This window comes from Rhizobium sp. OAE497 (assembly GCF_040546565.1).
Taxonomy (GTDB): Bacteria; Pseudomonadota; Alphaproteobacteria; order Rhizobiales; family Rhizobiaceae; genus Rhizobium.
In genome coordinates, this window is record NZ_JBEPOA010000001.1 from 1,080,617 (window position 1) to 1,095,211 (window position 14,595).

The 14,595-nt window shown below is 64.8% G+C and carries 18 protein-coding genes; 13 read left to right on the forward strand and 5 right to left on the reverse strand.

What is annotated here, in order from left to right:
• The first annotated feature begins 148 nt into the window (after positions 1-148).
• On the forward strand, positions 149-625 hold the full coding sequence (locus tag ABIE40_RS05495) for a YcgN family cysteine cluster protein (RefSeq protein WP_112719293.1): 477 nt from the start codon (positions 149-151) through the stop codon (positions 623-625).
• Positions 626-642: 17 nt separating this feature from the next.
• Here the strand turns inward: ABIE40_RS05495 and ampC are convergent, their stop codons facing one another.
• Both ampC and ABIE40_RS05505 read right to left on the reverse strand, forming a co-directional pair.
• The gene (gene ampC / locus ABIE40_RS05500; RefSeq protein WP_199626563.1) at positions 643-1,797 is read right to left on the reverse strand and encodes a class C beta-lactamase; all 1,155 of its coding nucleotides are present in this window, start codon (positions 1,795-1,797) and stop codon (positions 643-645) included.
• Positions 1,798-1,915: 118 nt separating this feature from the next.
• Positions 1,916-2,482 carry a TetR/AcrR family transcriptional regulator gene (locus ABIE40_RS05505; RefSeq protein WP_199626565.1) on the reverse strand — a complete coding sequence of 189 codons (567 nt, stop codon included), beginning with the start codon at positions 2,480-2,482 and terminating at the stop codon, positions 1,916-1,918.
• Positions 2,483-2,586: 104 nt separating this feature from the next.
• Here ABIE40_RS05505 and ABIE40_RS05510 point away from each other — a divergent pair, with 104 nt between their 5' ends.
• Positions 2,587-3,501, forward strand: a complete 915-nt coding sequence (locus ABIE40_RS05510) for an SDR family oxidoreductase (protein WP_199626567.1) — start codon at positions 2,587-2,589, stop codon at positions 3,499-3,501.
• 22 nt (positions 3,502-3,523) lie between these two features.
• Here the strand turns inward: ABIE40_RS05510 and ABIE40_RS05515 are convergent, their stop codons facing one another.
• Together ABIE40_RS05515 and ABIE40_RS05520 are read right to left on the reverse strand one after the other, a co-directional pair.
• Positions 3,524-3,856, reverse strand: coding sequence for an MmcQ/YjbR family DNA-binding protein (locus ABIE40_RS05515; protein ID WP_199626569.1), 333 nt, complete (start codon positions 3,854-3,856; stop codon positions 3,524-3,526).
• 67 nt (positions 3,857-3,923) lie between these two features.
• Positions 3,924-5,282 carry an HD-GYP domain-containing protein gene (locus ABIE40_RS05520; RefSeq protein WP_199626575.1) on the reverse strand — a complete coding sequence of 453 codons (1,359 nt, stop codon included), beginning with the start codon at positions 5,280-5,282 and terminating at the stop codon, positions 3,924-3,926.
• A gap of 590 nt (positions 5,283-5,872) precedes the next feature.
• Between ABIE40_RS05520 and ABIE40_RS05525 the strand changes: the two genes are divergently transcribed.
• A complete protein-coding gene (locus ABIE40_RS05525; protein WP_199626577.1) occupies positions 5,873-6,514 on the forward strand; it encodes a hypothetical protein in 642 nt (213 codons plus the stop codon).
• Between the two features lie 103 nt (positions 6,515-6,617).
• Entirely contained in the window at positions 6,618-7,907 is a 1,290-nt protein-coding gene (locus tag ABIE40_RS05530; RefSeq protein ID WP_354540971.1) for a DNA-packaging protein, read from the forward strand.
• Positions 7,908-7,940: 33 nt separating this feature from the next.
• Here the strand turns inward: ABIE40_RS05530 and ABIE40_RS05535 are convergent, their stop codons facing one another.
• On the reverse strand, positions 7,941-8,072 hold the full coding sequence (locus tag ABIE40_RS05535; RefSeq protein ID WP_281438210.1) for a hypothetical protein: 132 nt from the start codon (positions 8,070-8,072) through the stop codon (positions 7,941-7,943).
• A gap of 170 nt (positions 8,073-8,242) precedes the next feature.
• Here ABIE40_RS05535 and ABIE40_RS05540 point away from each other — a divergent pair, with 170 nt between their 5' ends.
• The 9 genes from ABIE40_RS05540 (at position 8,243) to ABIE40_RS05580 (ending at position 14,435) form a co-directional block, all read left to right on the forward strand.
• Positions 8,243-8,926, forward strand: coding sequence for a hypothetical protein (locus ABIE40_RS05540; protein ID WP_199626579.1), 684 nt, complete (start codon positions 8,243-8,245; stop codon positions 8,924-8,926).
• A 19-nt stretch (positions 8,927-8,945) separates the two neighbouring features.
• Complete coding sequence (locus ABIE40_RS05545) at positions 8,946-9,257, forward strand: Dabb family protein (RefSeq protein WP_199626581.1); 312 nt, start codon at positions 8,946-8,948, stop codon at positions 9,255-9,257.
• A 271-nt stretch (positions 9,258-9,528) separates the two neighbouring features.
• The gene (locus ABIE40_RS05550) at positions 9,529-10,677 is read left to right on the forward strand and encodes a phage portal protein (RefSeq protein ID WP_199626590.1); all 1,149 of its coding nucleotides are present in this window, start codon (positions 9,529-9,531) and stop codon (positions 10,675-10,677) included.
• Positions 10,678-10,731: 54 nt separating this feature from the next.
• Positions 10,732-11,298: an alpha-ketoglutarate-dependent dioxygenase AlkB gene (locus ABIE40_RS05555; RefSeq protein ID WP_354540972.1), complete on the forward strand. Its 567-nt coding sequence runs from the start codon at positions 10,732-10,734 to the stop codon at positions 11,296-11,298.
• 59 nt (positions 11,299-11,357) lie between these two features.
• Positions 11,358-11,618: a CopG family ribbon-helix-helix protein gene (locus tag ABIE40_RS05560; RefSeq protein ID WP_199626598.1), complete on the forward strand. Its 261-nt coding sequence runs from the start codon at positions 11,358-11,360 to the stop codon at positions 11,616-11,618.
• Positions 11,615-11,938 (forward strand): type II toxin-antitoxin system RelE/ParE family toxin, encoded by a 324-nt coding sequence (locus tag ABIE40_RS05565; protein WP_199626600.1) that lies wholly within the window; start codon positions 11,615-11,617, stop codon positions 11,936-11,938. The genes ABIE40_RS05560 and ABIE40_RS05565 overlap by 4 nt, the downstream gene beginning before the upstream one ends.
• A 189-nt stretch (positions 11,939-12,127) precedes the next feature.
• Positions 12,128-12,433 (forward strand): DUF6107 family protein, encoded by a 306-nt coding sequence (locus ABIE40_RS05570; RefSeq protein WP_112719667.1) that lies wholly within the window; start codon positions 12,128-12,130, stop codon positions 12,431-12,433.
• Positions 12,434-12,605: 172 nt separating this feature from the next.
• Positions 12,606-13,172 carry an HK97 family phage prohead protease gene (locus tag ABIE40_RS05575; protein ID WP_130278653.1) on the forward strand — a complete coding sequence of 189 codons (567 nt, stop codon included), beginning with the start codon at positions 12,606-12,608 and terminating at the stop codon, positions 13,170-13,172.
• A gap of 9 nt (positions 13,173-13,181) precedes the next feature.
• Complete coding sequence (locus ABIE40_RS05580) at positions 13,182-14,435, forward strand: phage major capsid protein (protein ID WP_199626606.1); 1,254 nt, start codon at positions 13,182-13,184, stop codon at positions 14,433-14,435.
• Positions 14,436-14,595 lie beyond the last annotated feature (160 nt).

The window sequence follows — 14,595 nt, forward strand, 5'->3', positions numbered from 1 at the left end:
CCCCAGGCGTCAGAGCAACAGCCTAACTTGGCATTGCGCTCTTCGATAAACGAAGCATGCTGAATGTTTGATTGATTTGCCCGACGATAACAAGAGACGCAGCCGGCCTCACGCGAATTTGCGGAACGGCTGTTGCAGAAACGAAATGATGGAAGATACGCCCTTCTGGAAGCGCAAGACGCTGCCCGAGATGACCAAAGAGGAATGGGAGAGCATCTGCGACGGATGCGGGCTCTGTTGCCTCAACAAGCTCGAGGAATGGGACTCGGGCGATATCTATTTCACTTCGGTGGCCTGCAAGCTGCTCGACGGCGAGAGCTGTCGGTGCTCGAACTACGAGAAGCGCTGGGACTTCGTGCCCGACTGCGTGCAGCTGACCAAGGAAAACGTGCCTGAGATCGCATGGCTGCCGCCGACCTGCGGCTACCGGCTGATCAACGAGGGCGAGGACCTCTACTGGTGGCACCCGCTGGTCTCCGGCGACCCCGAGACCGTGCACCAGGCCGGCATTTCCGCCCGCGGGCGGACGATCAGCGAGACCGAGATCGATCCTGAAGCGCTGGAGGACTACGTCGTCGACTGGCCGCTGACGGTCGGCAACGACGCGAAGGAGCGGCCGGAATAAACCGGCCGCAGCCTGACTTACTTCGTGTATTTTTCCAGCGCCTCAATGAGCTTCAGCCCGGCTTCGGCGCGCGCCGTGTTCGGATAGTTGCGGTTGGCGAGAACCGTCAGGCCGATGCCTGATTTGGGGGCCAGCACGACATAGGCGCCGAAGCCGCCGGTGGCGCCGGTTTTATTCATCAAAACGGATTTCTGCGGGGCAAGCGGCGTCTTCAGCGCTTTGACCGGCTGGCTTTCCAGGCTCATCTGGTTTCCGTTGCCGTCCATCAGCTGCTTTGCCTTGACCGGCCAGGGATACTGCTCCCAGACCATGTCCTGCGTGTAGTAAGCGGTGGTGAAATAGCCGGTATGGGTCTGGCGGATGGCGGCGGCGAGATCGGGCGCCAGGCCCTGCTGGTCAAGGTTGAGCGCCATCAGGTGCGTCATGTCGCGGATCGTCGTCTTGACGCCATAGGCCTCGTCGTCGAGGACGCCGGGATTGACGCGGATCGGGCGGTTGTCCTTGGAATAGCCGAAGGCGTAGCGATCCTTGGCAGCGTCGGGCACGCTGATGAAGGTGCTCTTCAGGCCGAGCGCCGGGAAGAGCTGTTTCTCCGCCGCCTCGCGGTAGCTGCCGGCAAGGCGCTGGCCGGCGATGCGGCCGAGCAGGCCGATGCTGACATTCGAATAGGAGCGCATCGTGCCCGGCTTGTAGGGCGGCTTCCAGCTCTTCAGATAGGCCGTCAGTTCGGCATCATTTGTGACTGCGTCGGGCACCTGCAGCGGCAGGCCGCCGGATGTGTGGGTGGCGAGATTGACGAGGGTGATCTTGTCGAAGGCACTGCCCTTCAGCTCCGGCAGATAGGTGGAGGCGGGATCATCGAGGGAGATCAGGCCGCGCTCGGCGGCGAGGGCTGCGAGCGTCACGTTGAAGACCTTGCTGACCGAGCCGAGCTCGAAGATAGTCTCTGTGGTCACCGGCGTCTTCGCTTCGCGCGAGGCCTCGCCCGACACATAGAAAAATTGCTTGCCGCCGATCGAGACGCCGATCGCCATGCCGGGGATATCGTAGGTCTTGATGACAGGCTGGAAGGCGCGGGCGGCGATTTCCTGGAAGGCCTTGTCCGTTAGTTCGGCAGCGTGGAGCGGACTTGCGGAAAGGGAAAGCGCGATCAGGCAATGTCTCATCTTCATGGGCGGCTCCTTGCGATGCATCCGGCTAAATCTCCGGTGCAGGCTCGATAGCGCGCGCCGATGCCCCGCCACAAACGATAAGAACTCGCGGGAGACCCTAGATAAATTTGGGCTTGGATCAGGGCCGGTGCAGAAGCGTCTTCAGGAACAGGCTGAGTTCGCGCTCGACATAATCGGCGACACGGCCCTCCGAGGTGAAGCCCCACCAGAGCAGCGAGCCCTGCCATTGCGACAGCATCAGGCGGGCGGAGGTTTCGGCGTCGGGGGTGGACGCGAGGCATTCGGAGAGGGCTGCGGTCAGCGCCTTGGCCCATGCCGCACCCCGGGAGCGCAAGACCGGATCGCGGAAATCTTCGCGCAGCACGAGGAGGCCCTGGGCATAGGCGGCGGGGTCTTCGCCGTAATCCTGGGAGAGGGCGGTGAGCAGGCCGACCGCGCCATCGGGGGTCTTGTCCGCAGCGGCGGAAACCTTTGCGGTCTCGGCATCCAGCCGGTCCCAGGCATGAAGGAGGGCGGCGCGCAGCATGCCGGCCTTGGTGCCGAAGCGCTGGACGAGGGTGGAGCCGGAGAGGCCGCTGACCTTTGCCACCGCGCCGAAGCTTGCCGCATCCGGACCCTCGGCATGGATGAGGGCGAGAACCATCTCCAGAAGCTGCTCGTCCGGCAGGGTGCGGGTGCGCGGCATGAAATTTCCTCTTGCGTTCGCATCCATTATGAACGAACGTTCGTTTATATTCAATGGCCCGTCGCGAGACGGGCGAAATTGCTTCTAGCGTGGAGGATTGGATTATGACAGCGGAGCTCAAGGGAAAGGTGGCGCTGGTGGCGGGCGGCACGCGTGGCGCCGGACGCGGGATCGCGATCGAGCTCGGGGCCGCAGGCGCGACCGTCTACGTGACCGGCCGCTCGACGCGCGGCCAGCGCTCCGAATACGACCGGCCGGAGACGATCGAGGAGACCGCCGAACTGGTGGAGGCGGCCGGAGGCCGGGCGATCGCGCTGAGGGTGGATCATCTGGTGCCGTCGGAGGTGGAGGCGCTGGTGGCGCGCATCCGCCGCGATCAGGGTCGGCTCGATATTCTCGTCAACGACATCTGGGGCGGCGAGCACCTGACAGAATGGGAAAAGCCGGTCTGGGAACATTCGCTGGAAAACGGCCTGAAGATGCTGCGGCTGGCGATCGACACGCATTTCATCACCGCCCGCTACGCCCTGCCGCTGCTGATCGAGCGGCCGGGCGGGCTGCTTGTCGAAATGACCGACGGCACGGCCGAGTATAACGCCACGCATTACCGGCTGAACCCCTATTACGACCTCGTCAAGACTGGCGTGATCCGCATGGCCTGGGGGCATGGCAAGGACCTGGAAAAGCACGGCTGCACGGCGGTCTCCATGACGCCCGGCTGGATGCGCTCGGAAATGATGCTGGAGATCTACGGGGTGACCGAAGCGACCTGGCGCGAGAGCACCATCGCCCCGGCGCATTTCGTCATTTCCGAGACGCCGCGCTTCGTCGGCCGGGCGGTGGCGGCGCTGGCGGGGGATGCGCAGATGGGGCGTTTCAACGGGCAGTCGCTCTCGAGCGGCGGGCTGGCGAAGGTCTATGGGTTCGACGATGTGGACGGGTCTAGGCCGGATTGCTGGCGGTATATGGACGAGGTGGTGGAGACGGGGAAGGAGGCGGATGCGGTGGGGTATCGGTGAGGGGGTGGTGGAGTGTGCCCGCCTATCCCTCCAGCAGCCCATGCAACCCCTTCGGCGCCACATTCAGCCAGGCCTTGCGCACGAGGTCGCGGGTCAGCGTGTCCTCGGCGAGCGTGTGGTAGAGGCGGGTGGAACCGCGCAGGCCCCAGCCGCCGGGGACGGGGAGGGTTTCCTTCGGGGCGATTTCGAGGGTGAGTTTCTGCTGGTCGGGGGTGAGGCGGACGACGCAGTAATCCTGGTCGGGAAAGGTCAGAAAGATCTTGCTGCGCACGCGAAAATCGCGTGTGCCCATATGGGCGCTTTCGACCGCTTCCGGCAGTGAGAGCGCAAAGGCTGCAAGCTGTTCCCGGTCCATGGCGGATTATAGCATGGATGGGGTGGCGGACAAATGTCGGCGACGGTTTTGGCGTGGCCGGCCGCTTCTACGCCGCCGCCTTCTTTTCGATGGCGGTGCGGTCGAGCGCGCGTTCGAGTGCGGTGATGCAGACGGGATCGTGGCTTTGGCCGGCACCTTCCCAGAGGATGGCGAGCGCCTTGGCGATCGGCATGGCGGCGCGGTAGGGGCGGTCGGCCGTCAGCGCGTCGAAGACGTCGGCGGTCGAGACGATGCGGACTTCCATTGGGATGGCTTCGGCGGTCAAGCCGCGCGGATAGCCCTTGCCATCAAGCCTTTCGTGATGGGCGCCGCCAATGACGGCGGCTTCGGAGAAGGCGTGGATGCGCGACAGGATAAGCTCGGAAAATTCCGAATGGCGCTTCATCTGCTCCCATTCCTCGCCTTCGAGCTTGCCGGGCTTGTCGAGCACGGAATTGGAGACACCGAGTTTGCCGATATCGTGGAGCAGGGCGGCGCGCTTCAGGAAGCGGCGGCCCTCGGCATCGATGCCCATTTCCTCGGCGATCAGATCGGTAAACAGCGCGACACGATCGCTATGGCCCGATGTATAGGGGCTCTTGGCGTCGATCACCTTGGCGAAGGCGGCGGCGATATCGTCGAGATAGTCGTCGTCGGCCATGATCGCCTGCTGGCCGGGCTCGCTGCTCAGCACGACCTCCTCCAGCGCTTCAGAACGCAGGATTTCCCAGAAATCGGGGCGCGCGGCGACGCGGGCAAAGGCAGCCGTGAGATCGGGATCGAACCATGTGCCGGACCGCTTGGCGATCTCGGCCTTCGACGCCTCGGGGCCGCCGCTCGCCTGAAAGATATCGGCGATCTGCGACAAGAGCGCGATGCGCGAGAACAGCGGGATTTCGGTGCCCGACAGGCCGATCGGCCGGCCGCCGCCATTCCAGTGTTCGTCGAGACCGAGAATGCCGTTTGCCACCGCTTCGGAAAACCGCATCATCCGGGCGATCTCGGCGCCGCGCTGGCAGCGCGTCTGGATCAGGTCGGTGACGATCTCGCCGCCGTTCTGGAGTATGTTGAGAATGCCGCGAAAGCGCTCGGCGAGGCCGGCCTGCATGCCCGTGTGGCCGATGACGAAGCGCAGCACCTGGCCGAGGCTGCCGTCGACCAGCTTGAAATCGCGTTTGAAGGCGAGATCATCGGCCAGATAGATCTCGCAGATGCGGGCGGCATTGCTGCTGCAGCCGAGGTCTTTCAGCAGCAGCGTGTAATAGAGATCCTGCAGCTCGCCATCCGGCAGGCCGAGCTCGCGGCCGATATGGGTGCCGATATAGCAGGCGCGGATGCAATGGCCGGGCGGCTGCCCTTCCGTCAGATCGAGCGCCTTGCTGAGCGCTTCGATGATTTCCGCAAGCCGGATCTGGATGCCGCTCATGATGTCCTGCCGTTCCTGGATGTGAGGAGTCTTGGGGCAGGGGTGGTTGCGGAAGGGTTCAGGGGATTGGTTAAGATCGCGGATTTCAGTTGAATTTCAACATATTAGAATTATTGAATGAAGCTTGTGCGGGATGGTGCGATGAGGGGTAATTGGAGATTGTAGGAAAATAATCCTTGACGGCGTGACGGTGGTTTGGTAGGGTTATGGCATAGTCGGAAAGTTGCGGCTGCGGGATGTGGTTGGTGGCGCTGAGCGGTTGTTGTTTGGCGCGTAGAACCACATCACGCTCCCTCATTCCTGTGCCCTTAGGGCTGCGCCCACGGGATGTCACAGGAATCCAGTGCACCCCAGTCCTGGGGTGCGGAATACCTTCTTATTAAGGGCATGAGTCATTCACGGCGCGGACGCGCCGTGGCTGGATCCCTGTGACGAGCACAGGGATGAGGGATGAGGGATGTCTTGTTCCAGGCGGCCCCCTCATCCGCCCTTCGGGCACCTTCTCCCCGCCGGGGAGAAGGGAAGACCTGAGTGCGGCTCGCGCACCCTGACCCCTCGCACTTTACGGCACCTCGCCGAAAGGACCCTCCATGAGCACTGGCGAATTCAGACCCGAGCTTTGCGGCTTATGGCCGGAGCGCCCTGCCTATGGGGGCGGGCTGCTGCTGGAGACCAAGTCGGAGGGGTTGCCGGGGGATGAGCTCCGGGTGTTGCTCAACCAGATGACGGCGGAGATGCGGGAGCAGTTTGCGGCTTTCGTCGAGCTGAGGAAGGGCGCCGAGATTGCCGCGCTGAGCGGCGACGAGGCGGCGGAGAAGCTGGCGCGGGCGGACCTGAAGGCGGCGGCCGATGCCATGGGGCTGATCGTCCGCACGCTCGAGAAGATCGACCAGCTGCAGCGCCAGCTTGCTCGCGACCGCGAGATGGAGATCGAAAGCTGCGAACAGGCCGAAGGCTATGCGGCGGCCAAGGGGCAGCTTCTTGCGATCATCGAGCAGCGCGCCGAAGAGAAGGCGGCACTGATCGTTGAACAGCGGATCAGGGCTTGGCAGGCGGAGGCGGGCGGACGTGGCGGGATTTCCTTCACCGGGACGAACGATGCGGCCGCGATCGGCGCGCCAGAAGCGGCGGGCCGAGGCGGCGAAGGTGCGCTCGGCGATGGCGCAGGCGCTGTCGGCGGCGGGAATGCTGCGGCAGGGGCTGGAGGCGATCGGTGCGGGCCGGGCGGATGAACGGGAGGCGGCGGGTTGTCGCGTCTCAGGCGCGGAGCCTGCATCGGCTACTGCTCCCTCCCGACGAACTCCACCCGCTCACCCACCAACGGAGGTCTGGCCGATGTGGCTTGAACCGGGGCTTTCGGCGCTTGAGAGGCTGGAGCGGATCGGCGGGCCGTTGCTCGAAGGGTTTCCGGGGGCGCTCAGGGATTGGGCGCTGGCGGGGCGGCTGGAGCAGATGGCGCCTGTTGGCGACTGGCGGACGTGGCTGCTGCTTGGCGGGCGCGGGTCTGGCAAGACGCGGGCGGGGGCGGAATGGGTGCATGGTCTGGCGAGCGCCGGGCAGCGTTCGGATCTCAGGATCGCGCTGGTGGCGGAGACGCTGGGGGATGCGCGCGAGGTGATGATCGACGGTATTTCCGGGATCTGCAGGATCGCGCGGCGCAACCGGCCGGACTTCGAGATTTCGCGGCGCAGGCTCGTCTGGCCGAATGGCGCGGTGGCGCAGGTGTTTTCCTCCGAGGATCCCGAGAGTTTGCGCGGGCCGCAGTTTCATCTCGCCTGGTGCGACGAGCTGGCGAAATGGAAGCATGGGCAGGAGACCTGGGACATGCTGCAATTTTCCCTGCGCCTCGGCGCTGCGCCGCGGCAGCTGGTGACGACGACGCCGCGGCCGGTGCCGTTGCTGAAGGCGCTGATTGCCGACGAGGGCACGCGGCTGACGCGGATCAGCACGCTTGCTAACCGCGCCAATCTGGCGCCGGGTTTCATCGACGTGCTCGCGGCGCGCTATGGCCGCACGCGGCTGGGGCGGCAGGAGCTCGACGGCGAGCTGATCGAGGATCGCGAGGACGGGCTGTGGAAGCGCGGGCAGATCGAGGCGCTGGTGACGCGGGTGACCGGTGCCCTTAGGCGCATTGTCGTGGCGGTCGATCCGCCGGCGGCGGCGGGCGCGCAATCCTGCTGCGGGATCGTCGTGGCGGGGATCGAGGTTTCCGGGCGGGCGGTGGTGCTGGCGGATTGCTCGGTCGAGGGCTTGAGCCCGGCTGGCTGGGCGGGTGCCGTGGTGCGCGCCTATCAGCGCTTCGGCGCCGACCGGGTGATCGCCGAGATCAACCAGGGCGGCGACATGGTGTCGGCCATGCTGAAGAGCACCGACGCGACGCTGCCGGTCTCGAGCGTGAGGGCGACGCGGGGAAAGTTTTTAAGGGCGGAGCCGGTGGCGGCACTCTACGAGCAGGGACGGGTGGTCCATGCCGGGCGCTTCACGGCGCTGGAGGACCAGATGTGCGATTTCGGCCCGGACGGGCTCTCGAACGGCCGCTCGCCGGACCGGCTGGATGCGCTGGTCTGGGCGCTGACGGCACTGGTGCTTGATGGCGGCGGCGAGCCGCGGGTGAGAGGTATATGACGGTTCGCCGCTCGCCTTTTGCGCCTTGGCAGTTTATCGCTGCTTCGGCGGTTCTGCGGGGCGCGGTGCTTCGCGAACCGGGCGGACCTGGCGCCACTCGTTTTCCATCTGGTCGACGAGGTGCTGGGGAATGATGGGCTGCTGTTGGGTATCGGTCGTTTGCATCGGTCTCCTCTCCGGCTTGACGGCCAATCGGCTGGGCCAAGGCTTTCGAAAGCCTTTGGCGCTGCGGCGATAGGAAACGCATGACACAGCTTAAATATGCTGTAAATCAGGGGCTTAAACGCTTTAAACGATTGAAATTATTTTAATCGATTAAGGCCGGGACGATTTTCATGGTTATCCACATCGACCGCCGATACTTCTTCGATCAGGTGCGCGGCACGCTCTTCAAGGGCAGCCTGCAGCAACAGCAGGTGGAGGGCATCAATGCCATCCTCGACTATTGGGAGCGGCATCACGACCGCGCCGATCCGCGCTGGCTCGCCTATATCCTGGCAACCGCCTTTCACGAGACCGCCTACACGATGCAGCCGGTGCGCGAGACGCTGGCTGCAAGCGACGAGAAGGCGGTGGAAATCCTGGACCGGGCCTATGCCGCGGGCAAGCTTTCCTGGGTGAAGACGGTCTATTGGCTGCCCGACGAGGACGGCAATAGCTGGCTGGGGCGCGGGCTGGTGCAGCTGACGCACAAGCGCAATTACGAGGCGATGAGCAGGCTGACGGGGATCGACCTGGTGGCCGATCCGGCGCGCGCCATGGAAATGCAGACGGCAGTGACCATTCTCATCGAGGGGATGATCTCAGGCAGCTTCGCGCCGCACAAGCTGGCCGATCACCTGAATGCCGAAAAGGCGGATTGGGTGAACGCCAGGCGCATCGTCAACGGCACCGACAGGGCGGAAAAGCTCGCGGATTACGGCCGCACCTTCCATGCGGCCTTGCGCCGCGACGGCGTCTGCGGGCTGTGGCAGCGGTTGATGGCCTGGCTTTCGCATGCTATCGCGCGGCGCACTTGAAAAAAGAGGGAGAGCCCGCGTGATCCGCCACATCGTTTTCTTCACCGCGCCGGAAGAAAATCGCGAGGCGGTGCGCAACGGCCTGTCGCGGCTGACCGGCATCCCCCACGCGCTGACGCTGGAGATCGGCGAAAACCTGAAATCCGACCAGTGGGGCAATGCCGTCGACTTCATCGTCTACGGCGAGTTCGCCGACGAGGCGGCACTGGCGGCCTACAAGGCGCATCCGGATTACGAGCTTTCGACCCGGACGGTGAAGCCGCTGCGCGAGACGCGGGTGGCGGCAGATTTCGACAGCGGGCTGGCTGTGAAGGTGCCGGTTGTAGGGTAGATAGTTAGGGCCGCAGGTCTCTCCGTCGGTTGGCGGGCGGGGGTAAAGGCCTTTCCTCCCCTCATTCCTGTGGCCTTAGGGCTGCGCCCACGGGATGTCACAGGAATCCAGTGCGCCCATGTCCATGGGCGCGGGAGACCCTTCTTAGGCATGTGAGTCATTCACCGCGCGGACGCGCGGTGGCTGGATTCCTGTGACGAGCACAGGAATGAGGGAGAACGTGGGGACGCGTCGCCGTCTCATCTCCGGCCTTTCAACAAGGGACATCATCATGAATATCCGGTCTTTCCTGCCGTGGGCGGGGCGTAGTGCCGTGGCCGAGAAGAAGGCGGCGGGGTCTTTGTTGTCGCTGGCGGCGCAGGGGCAGGCGAGCTGGACGGGGCGGTCCTATGCGGCGCTGTCGCGCGAAGGGTTCATGAAGAACCCGGTGGCGCATCGCTGCGTCAGGCTGGTGTCGGAGGCGGCGGCGGCCGTGCCGTGGCTGGTCTATGAGGGCGAGCGGGAGCGGCCGGAGCATCCGGCCGCCGCACTGCTGCGCCAGCCGAACGGGCGGATGGGCGGGCCTGACTTTTTCGAGGCGCTCTATGGGCATCTGCTGCTGTCGGGCAATGCCTATGTCGAGCCGCTGATGGTCGGCGCGGCGCTGCGCGAACTGCATCTGCTTCGGCCCGACAGAGTGAGCGTCGTCGAGGGGCGGGACGGGTGGCCGGAGGCTTATGACTACAGGGCCGGCGGCTCGGTGAGGCGCTTTGCGGCGGAGGCCGACGGGATGGCGCTGTTGCATCTGAAGCTCTTTCATCCGCTCGACGATCATATGGGTTTTCCGCCGCTGGCGGCAGCGCAGGTGGCGCTCGATCTTTCCAATGCGGCGGCGACTTGGAACAAGGCCCTGCTCGACAATTCCGCCCGTCCCTCCGGCGCGCTGGTCTATCAGCCGAAAGAGGGTGGCAATCTCTCGCCCGATCAATATGAGCGGCTGCGCCAGGAGCTCGACGACGGCTATTCCGGGCCGATGCGCGCCGGGCGGCCGCTGCTGCTCGAGGGCGGGCTCGACTGGAAGGCGATGGGGCTTTCGCCGAAGGACATGGATTTCGTCGAGGCGCGAAATGGCGCCGCCCGCGACATCGCGCTCGCCTTTGGGGTGCCGCCGATGCTGCTCGGCATTCCCGGCGACAATACATTTGCCAATTACCAGGAGGCGAACAGGGCTTTCTATCGCCTGACTGTGCTGCCGATGCTGACACGGACGGCGGCCTCGCTTTCGGCCTGGCTCGGCGGAGCCTATGGCGAGGGACTGCGGCTGGAGCCGGATCTGGACAGGGTGGCGGGGCTTTCGGCGGAACGCGGGGAGCTCTGGGCGCGGGTGGGGGCGGCGGCGTTTCTGACGGATGAGGAGAAGCGGGAGGCTGTGGGGTATTGACCTCTAACGTTCGGGCTGTGAAGCCTATGGCGATTCTGCAGGCTGGGGGTCGCTGTGGATTTCGAGGGCATCGAGGGGCTGAGCTACGTGCCTGGCTTGCTGGCCGGGCAGCAGGCGGACGAGGTTTGCCGTGCGCTCGATGCCGGCGATTGGGACACGACGCTGAAGCGGCGGGTGCAGCATTTCGGATATCGCTATGATTACCGGGCGCGGACGGTGGCCGATGATGCGCGGCTGGGGCCTCTGCCGGACTGGCTCGGTGGTCTGGCGCGACGGCTCGTCGGGGATGGGCACTTTGGGGCGCTGCCGGATCAGGTGATCGCCAATGAATATCTGCCGGGGCAGGGGATCAGTGCGCATGTCGATTGCGAGCCGTGCTTCGGTGGCGTGATTGCGTCGCTGAGTTTGCTCTCGGCTTGCGAGATGGTGTTTCGTCATCGTGGCAGTGGTGTGCGGCGGAGCTTAGTGCTGGAGCCCGGGTCGCTGCTGGTGATGCAGGGAGCGGCGCGCTACGACTGGACGCATGAGATACCGGCGCGGGCTTCCGACATCGTCGATGGTGTGAGGCGGATGCGCGGGCGGCGGGTTTCGCTGACCTTCAGGACCGTGGTGCTGGGATAGGCGATTGAGGCCGGGCGGCGATTTTGTTATACGTCGTATTACAAAATGGAGACGCTGCCATGTCCAAGCCTGTTCTTTCCGATCCGATCGCGCTGCGCCTTCCTGAAGATATGCTCAGGGATATCGAGACGATCGCAAAGGCGACCGAGCGGACGCGCAGCTGGGTGATCGTGCGGGCGTTGAAATATTACCTGCAGCAGGAGGGTAACGACATCCTTCAGGTCCTGCAGGGTGAAAAGCAGATCGAGAATGGGGAGGCCGTCGATGCCGACGATCTGTTTGCGCTGCTGCTTGCGGATGCCAAGGATGACGCTGCTTGAAGCGGATCGTCCTGTCGGCCGATGCGGCGGGATATATTGAGCGTGAGAAGGCTTACCTTATGAAGGCCAATCCTCGCGCGGCGGCGACGACCTTGCGGCGTTTGCAGGCGGCCTTTCGAATGCTGGCGGCGCATCCGAACGCGGGTAGCCCGGTGTTGCCGCTCACCGGGCGGCGGCGTTTCGTCGAGGCGCCCTATGTCATCGATTATCGTGTGGAGGCTGACGCGATCCTGATTTCGGCGATCCGCCACGGGCGCCAGCAGGGCACGGTTCTGGACTTCGACGAAGACGACGATTTCGAGGTTCCTGGCGACAGTTGATGCGCCGTTGAATCAACCTCTCAAGCGCCTGACTCGATCTGAGAAGTCTCGGGCGTAAGCGATTCAAACAATTCGGGGAAATTGGGCCTGCCGGGGTGCGCGCGACGCGCCGGGCGGGTTTTGACGCGTCCGTTTGGCGCGTTGCTGCCTGCCGGGGATGGCGGGCGTTTTACCCGGGAGGCCTTAACGATGGCTGACTTTTCCAATGATGGCGGGCTCTGGGCCAGCCGGGCGCTGGGGGCTTCGGCGGGGGCGGCGGTGTCGCTGATCTATCTCTTGCCGAAGAGCAGGCGCGAGGCGGCGAGCCGGTTTTTCTCCGGGCTTTCCTGCGGGCTGATCTTTGGTGGGCCGACGGGGATCTGGCTGGCGGAGCGGCTGGGGATCGCCGACCGGCTCTCGGCTTCGGAAGTCATGCTGTCGGGTTCGGCCGCGGCGAGCCTCTGTGCCTGGTGGGGGCTTGGGGTTTTGGCGCGGGTGGCGAAGAGGTGGAAGTAGCGAATAGTTTGTAGCGAATAGCGAATAGTTTTTGGCGCTTGCCGATGAAGCGCGGTCGAGCGCAGTCGACGCTATTCGCTATTCGCTATTCGCTATTCGCTATTCGCTATTCGCTATTCGCGACCGCAATCCCCCGCCAGCCTTTCTCATTTCATAATCAGGAGCACCAACCATGGCCGCATCGCTCATGGGCGCGGAGACGCGCAAATTTGCCAATCTGGAGCTGCGCGGGGTCAGGCGCGACGGGACGTTTTCGGGCTATGCGAGCGTCTTCGGCGAGGTCGATCTCGGCAAGGATCAGGTGGAGCGCGGGGCGTTTCGCAAGTCCCTGTCGGAGCGCGGCGCGGAGGGCGTCAGGATGCTGTTTCAGCACGATCCGTCCGAGCCGATCGGCGCCTGGAAGACCATCCGCGAGGATGGGCGGGGGCTCTATGTCGAGGGCGTGCTTGCCGATGGCGTGGCGCGGGCCCGCGAGGTGCATCAGCTGATCAAGAGCGGGGCGCTCGACGGGCTGTCGATCGGCTTCCGGACCGTCAGGGCGCGCACCGACGCCAAGAGCGGTGTCAGGCGGATCATCGAGGCCGATCTCTGGGAGATCTCGGTGGTGACCTTCCCGATGCTGCCTTCGGCGCGCGTGCAGAACATCAAGAATGCGCGGTGGTTCCGCGACAAGGAGACCGAGCTCGTCCGCGCCATGCGCCGGGCGGCGCGGCAGATGCTGACCGAAACCTTCAGATAGGACCTGAACATGAGCGATATGACTGCGAGGACGGCACCCGAGATCAAGGCGGTGCCGGAGACGATGACGGCTGCCTTCGACGATTTCATGGAAGCCTTCGAGGCCTTCAAGGAAACCAACGACCGGCGTCTCGGCGAGATCGAGGCGAAGTTCACCGACGATGTCGTGACCCGCGACAAGATGGACCGCATCAACCGCGCCATGGAAGAGCAGAAGAAGCTGCTCGACCAGTTGGTGCTGAAGAAGGCGCGCCCGCCGCTTGGACGTGCCGGTGCCGGCGCGTCGGACAACGGCGAGCACAAGGCGGCCTTCGAAAACTATATCCGCCGTGGCGACGAGGCGGGGCTGCGCGAGATCGAGGCGAAGGCGATGTCGGTGGGGACAGGCGCCGACGGCGGCTATCTGGTGCCGCCGGAGACCGATACCGAGATCGGGCGGCGTCTCTCGGTCGTCTCGCCGATCCGGTCGCTGGCGACGGTGCGGCAGGTGTCCGGCTCGGTGCTGAAGAAGCCGTTCTCGACCTCGGGCATGGCGTCCGGCTGGGTGGCCGAGACGGCGGCGCGGCCGCAGACCGGCAATGCCCAGCTTGCCGAACTCTCCTTTCCGACCATGGAGCTCTACGCCATGCCGGCGGCGACGCAGGCGCTGCTCGACGATGCCGCCGTCGATATCGAGGCCTGGATCTCGGGCGAGGTCGATACCGTCTTTGCCGAACAGGAGGGCACGGCGTTTGTCTCCGGCGACGGCACCAACAAGCCGAAGGGGTTCCTCGCCTATAGCGCGGTGGCCGAAAGCAGCTGGAGCTGGGGCGCTCTCGGCTATATCCCGACCGGGGCGGCCGGCGCCTTTGCCGCGAGCGGCGCGTCCGACGTGCTGGTCGACGCCATCTACGCGCTGAAGGCCGGATACCGCCGCAACGCCAATTTCGTCATGAACCGCAAGACGCAGGCCGCGGTGCGCAAGCTGAAGGATGCCGACGGCCGCTACATCTGGCAGCCGCCGGCAGCGGCAGGCCAGGCGGCGACGCTGATGGGCTTCCCGGTCGCCGAGGCCGAGGACATGCCGGATATCGCGGCGGGTTCGCTGTCGATCGCCTTCGGGGATTTCCGGGCGGGGTATCTGGTCGTGGATCGCACCGGGGTGCGGGTGCTGCGGGATCCGTATTCGGCCAAGCCCTATGTGCTGTTCTACACGACCAAGAGGGTCGGCGGCGGGGTGCAGAATTTCGAGGCGATCAAGGTGGTGAAGTTTGGGGTGAGTTGAGGTGGGGTGAGTAGGGGGTAGTGAGTAGTGAGTAGCGAATAGCGAATAGTCGGTTCGGCTTGGTGGTGTGGCCCTCCTCATCCGCCCTGCCGGGCACCTTCTCCCCCAGGGGAGAAGGGACTTTGCCGCACTCTCCGCTTTCCCTTCTCCCCAGCGGGAG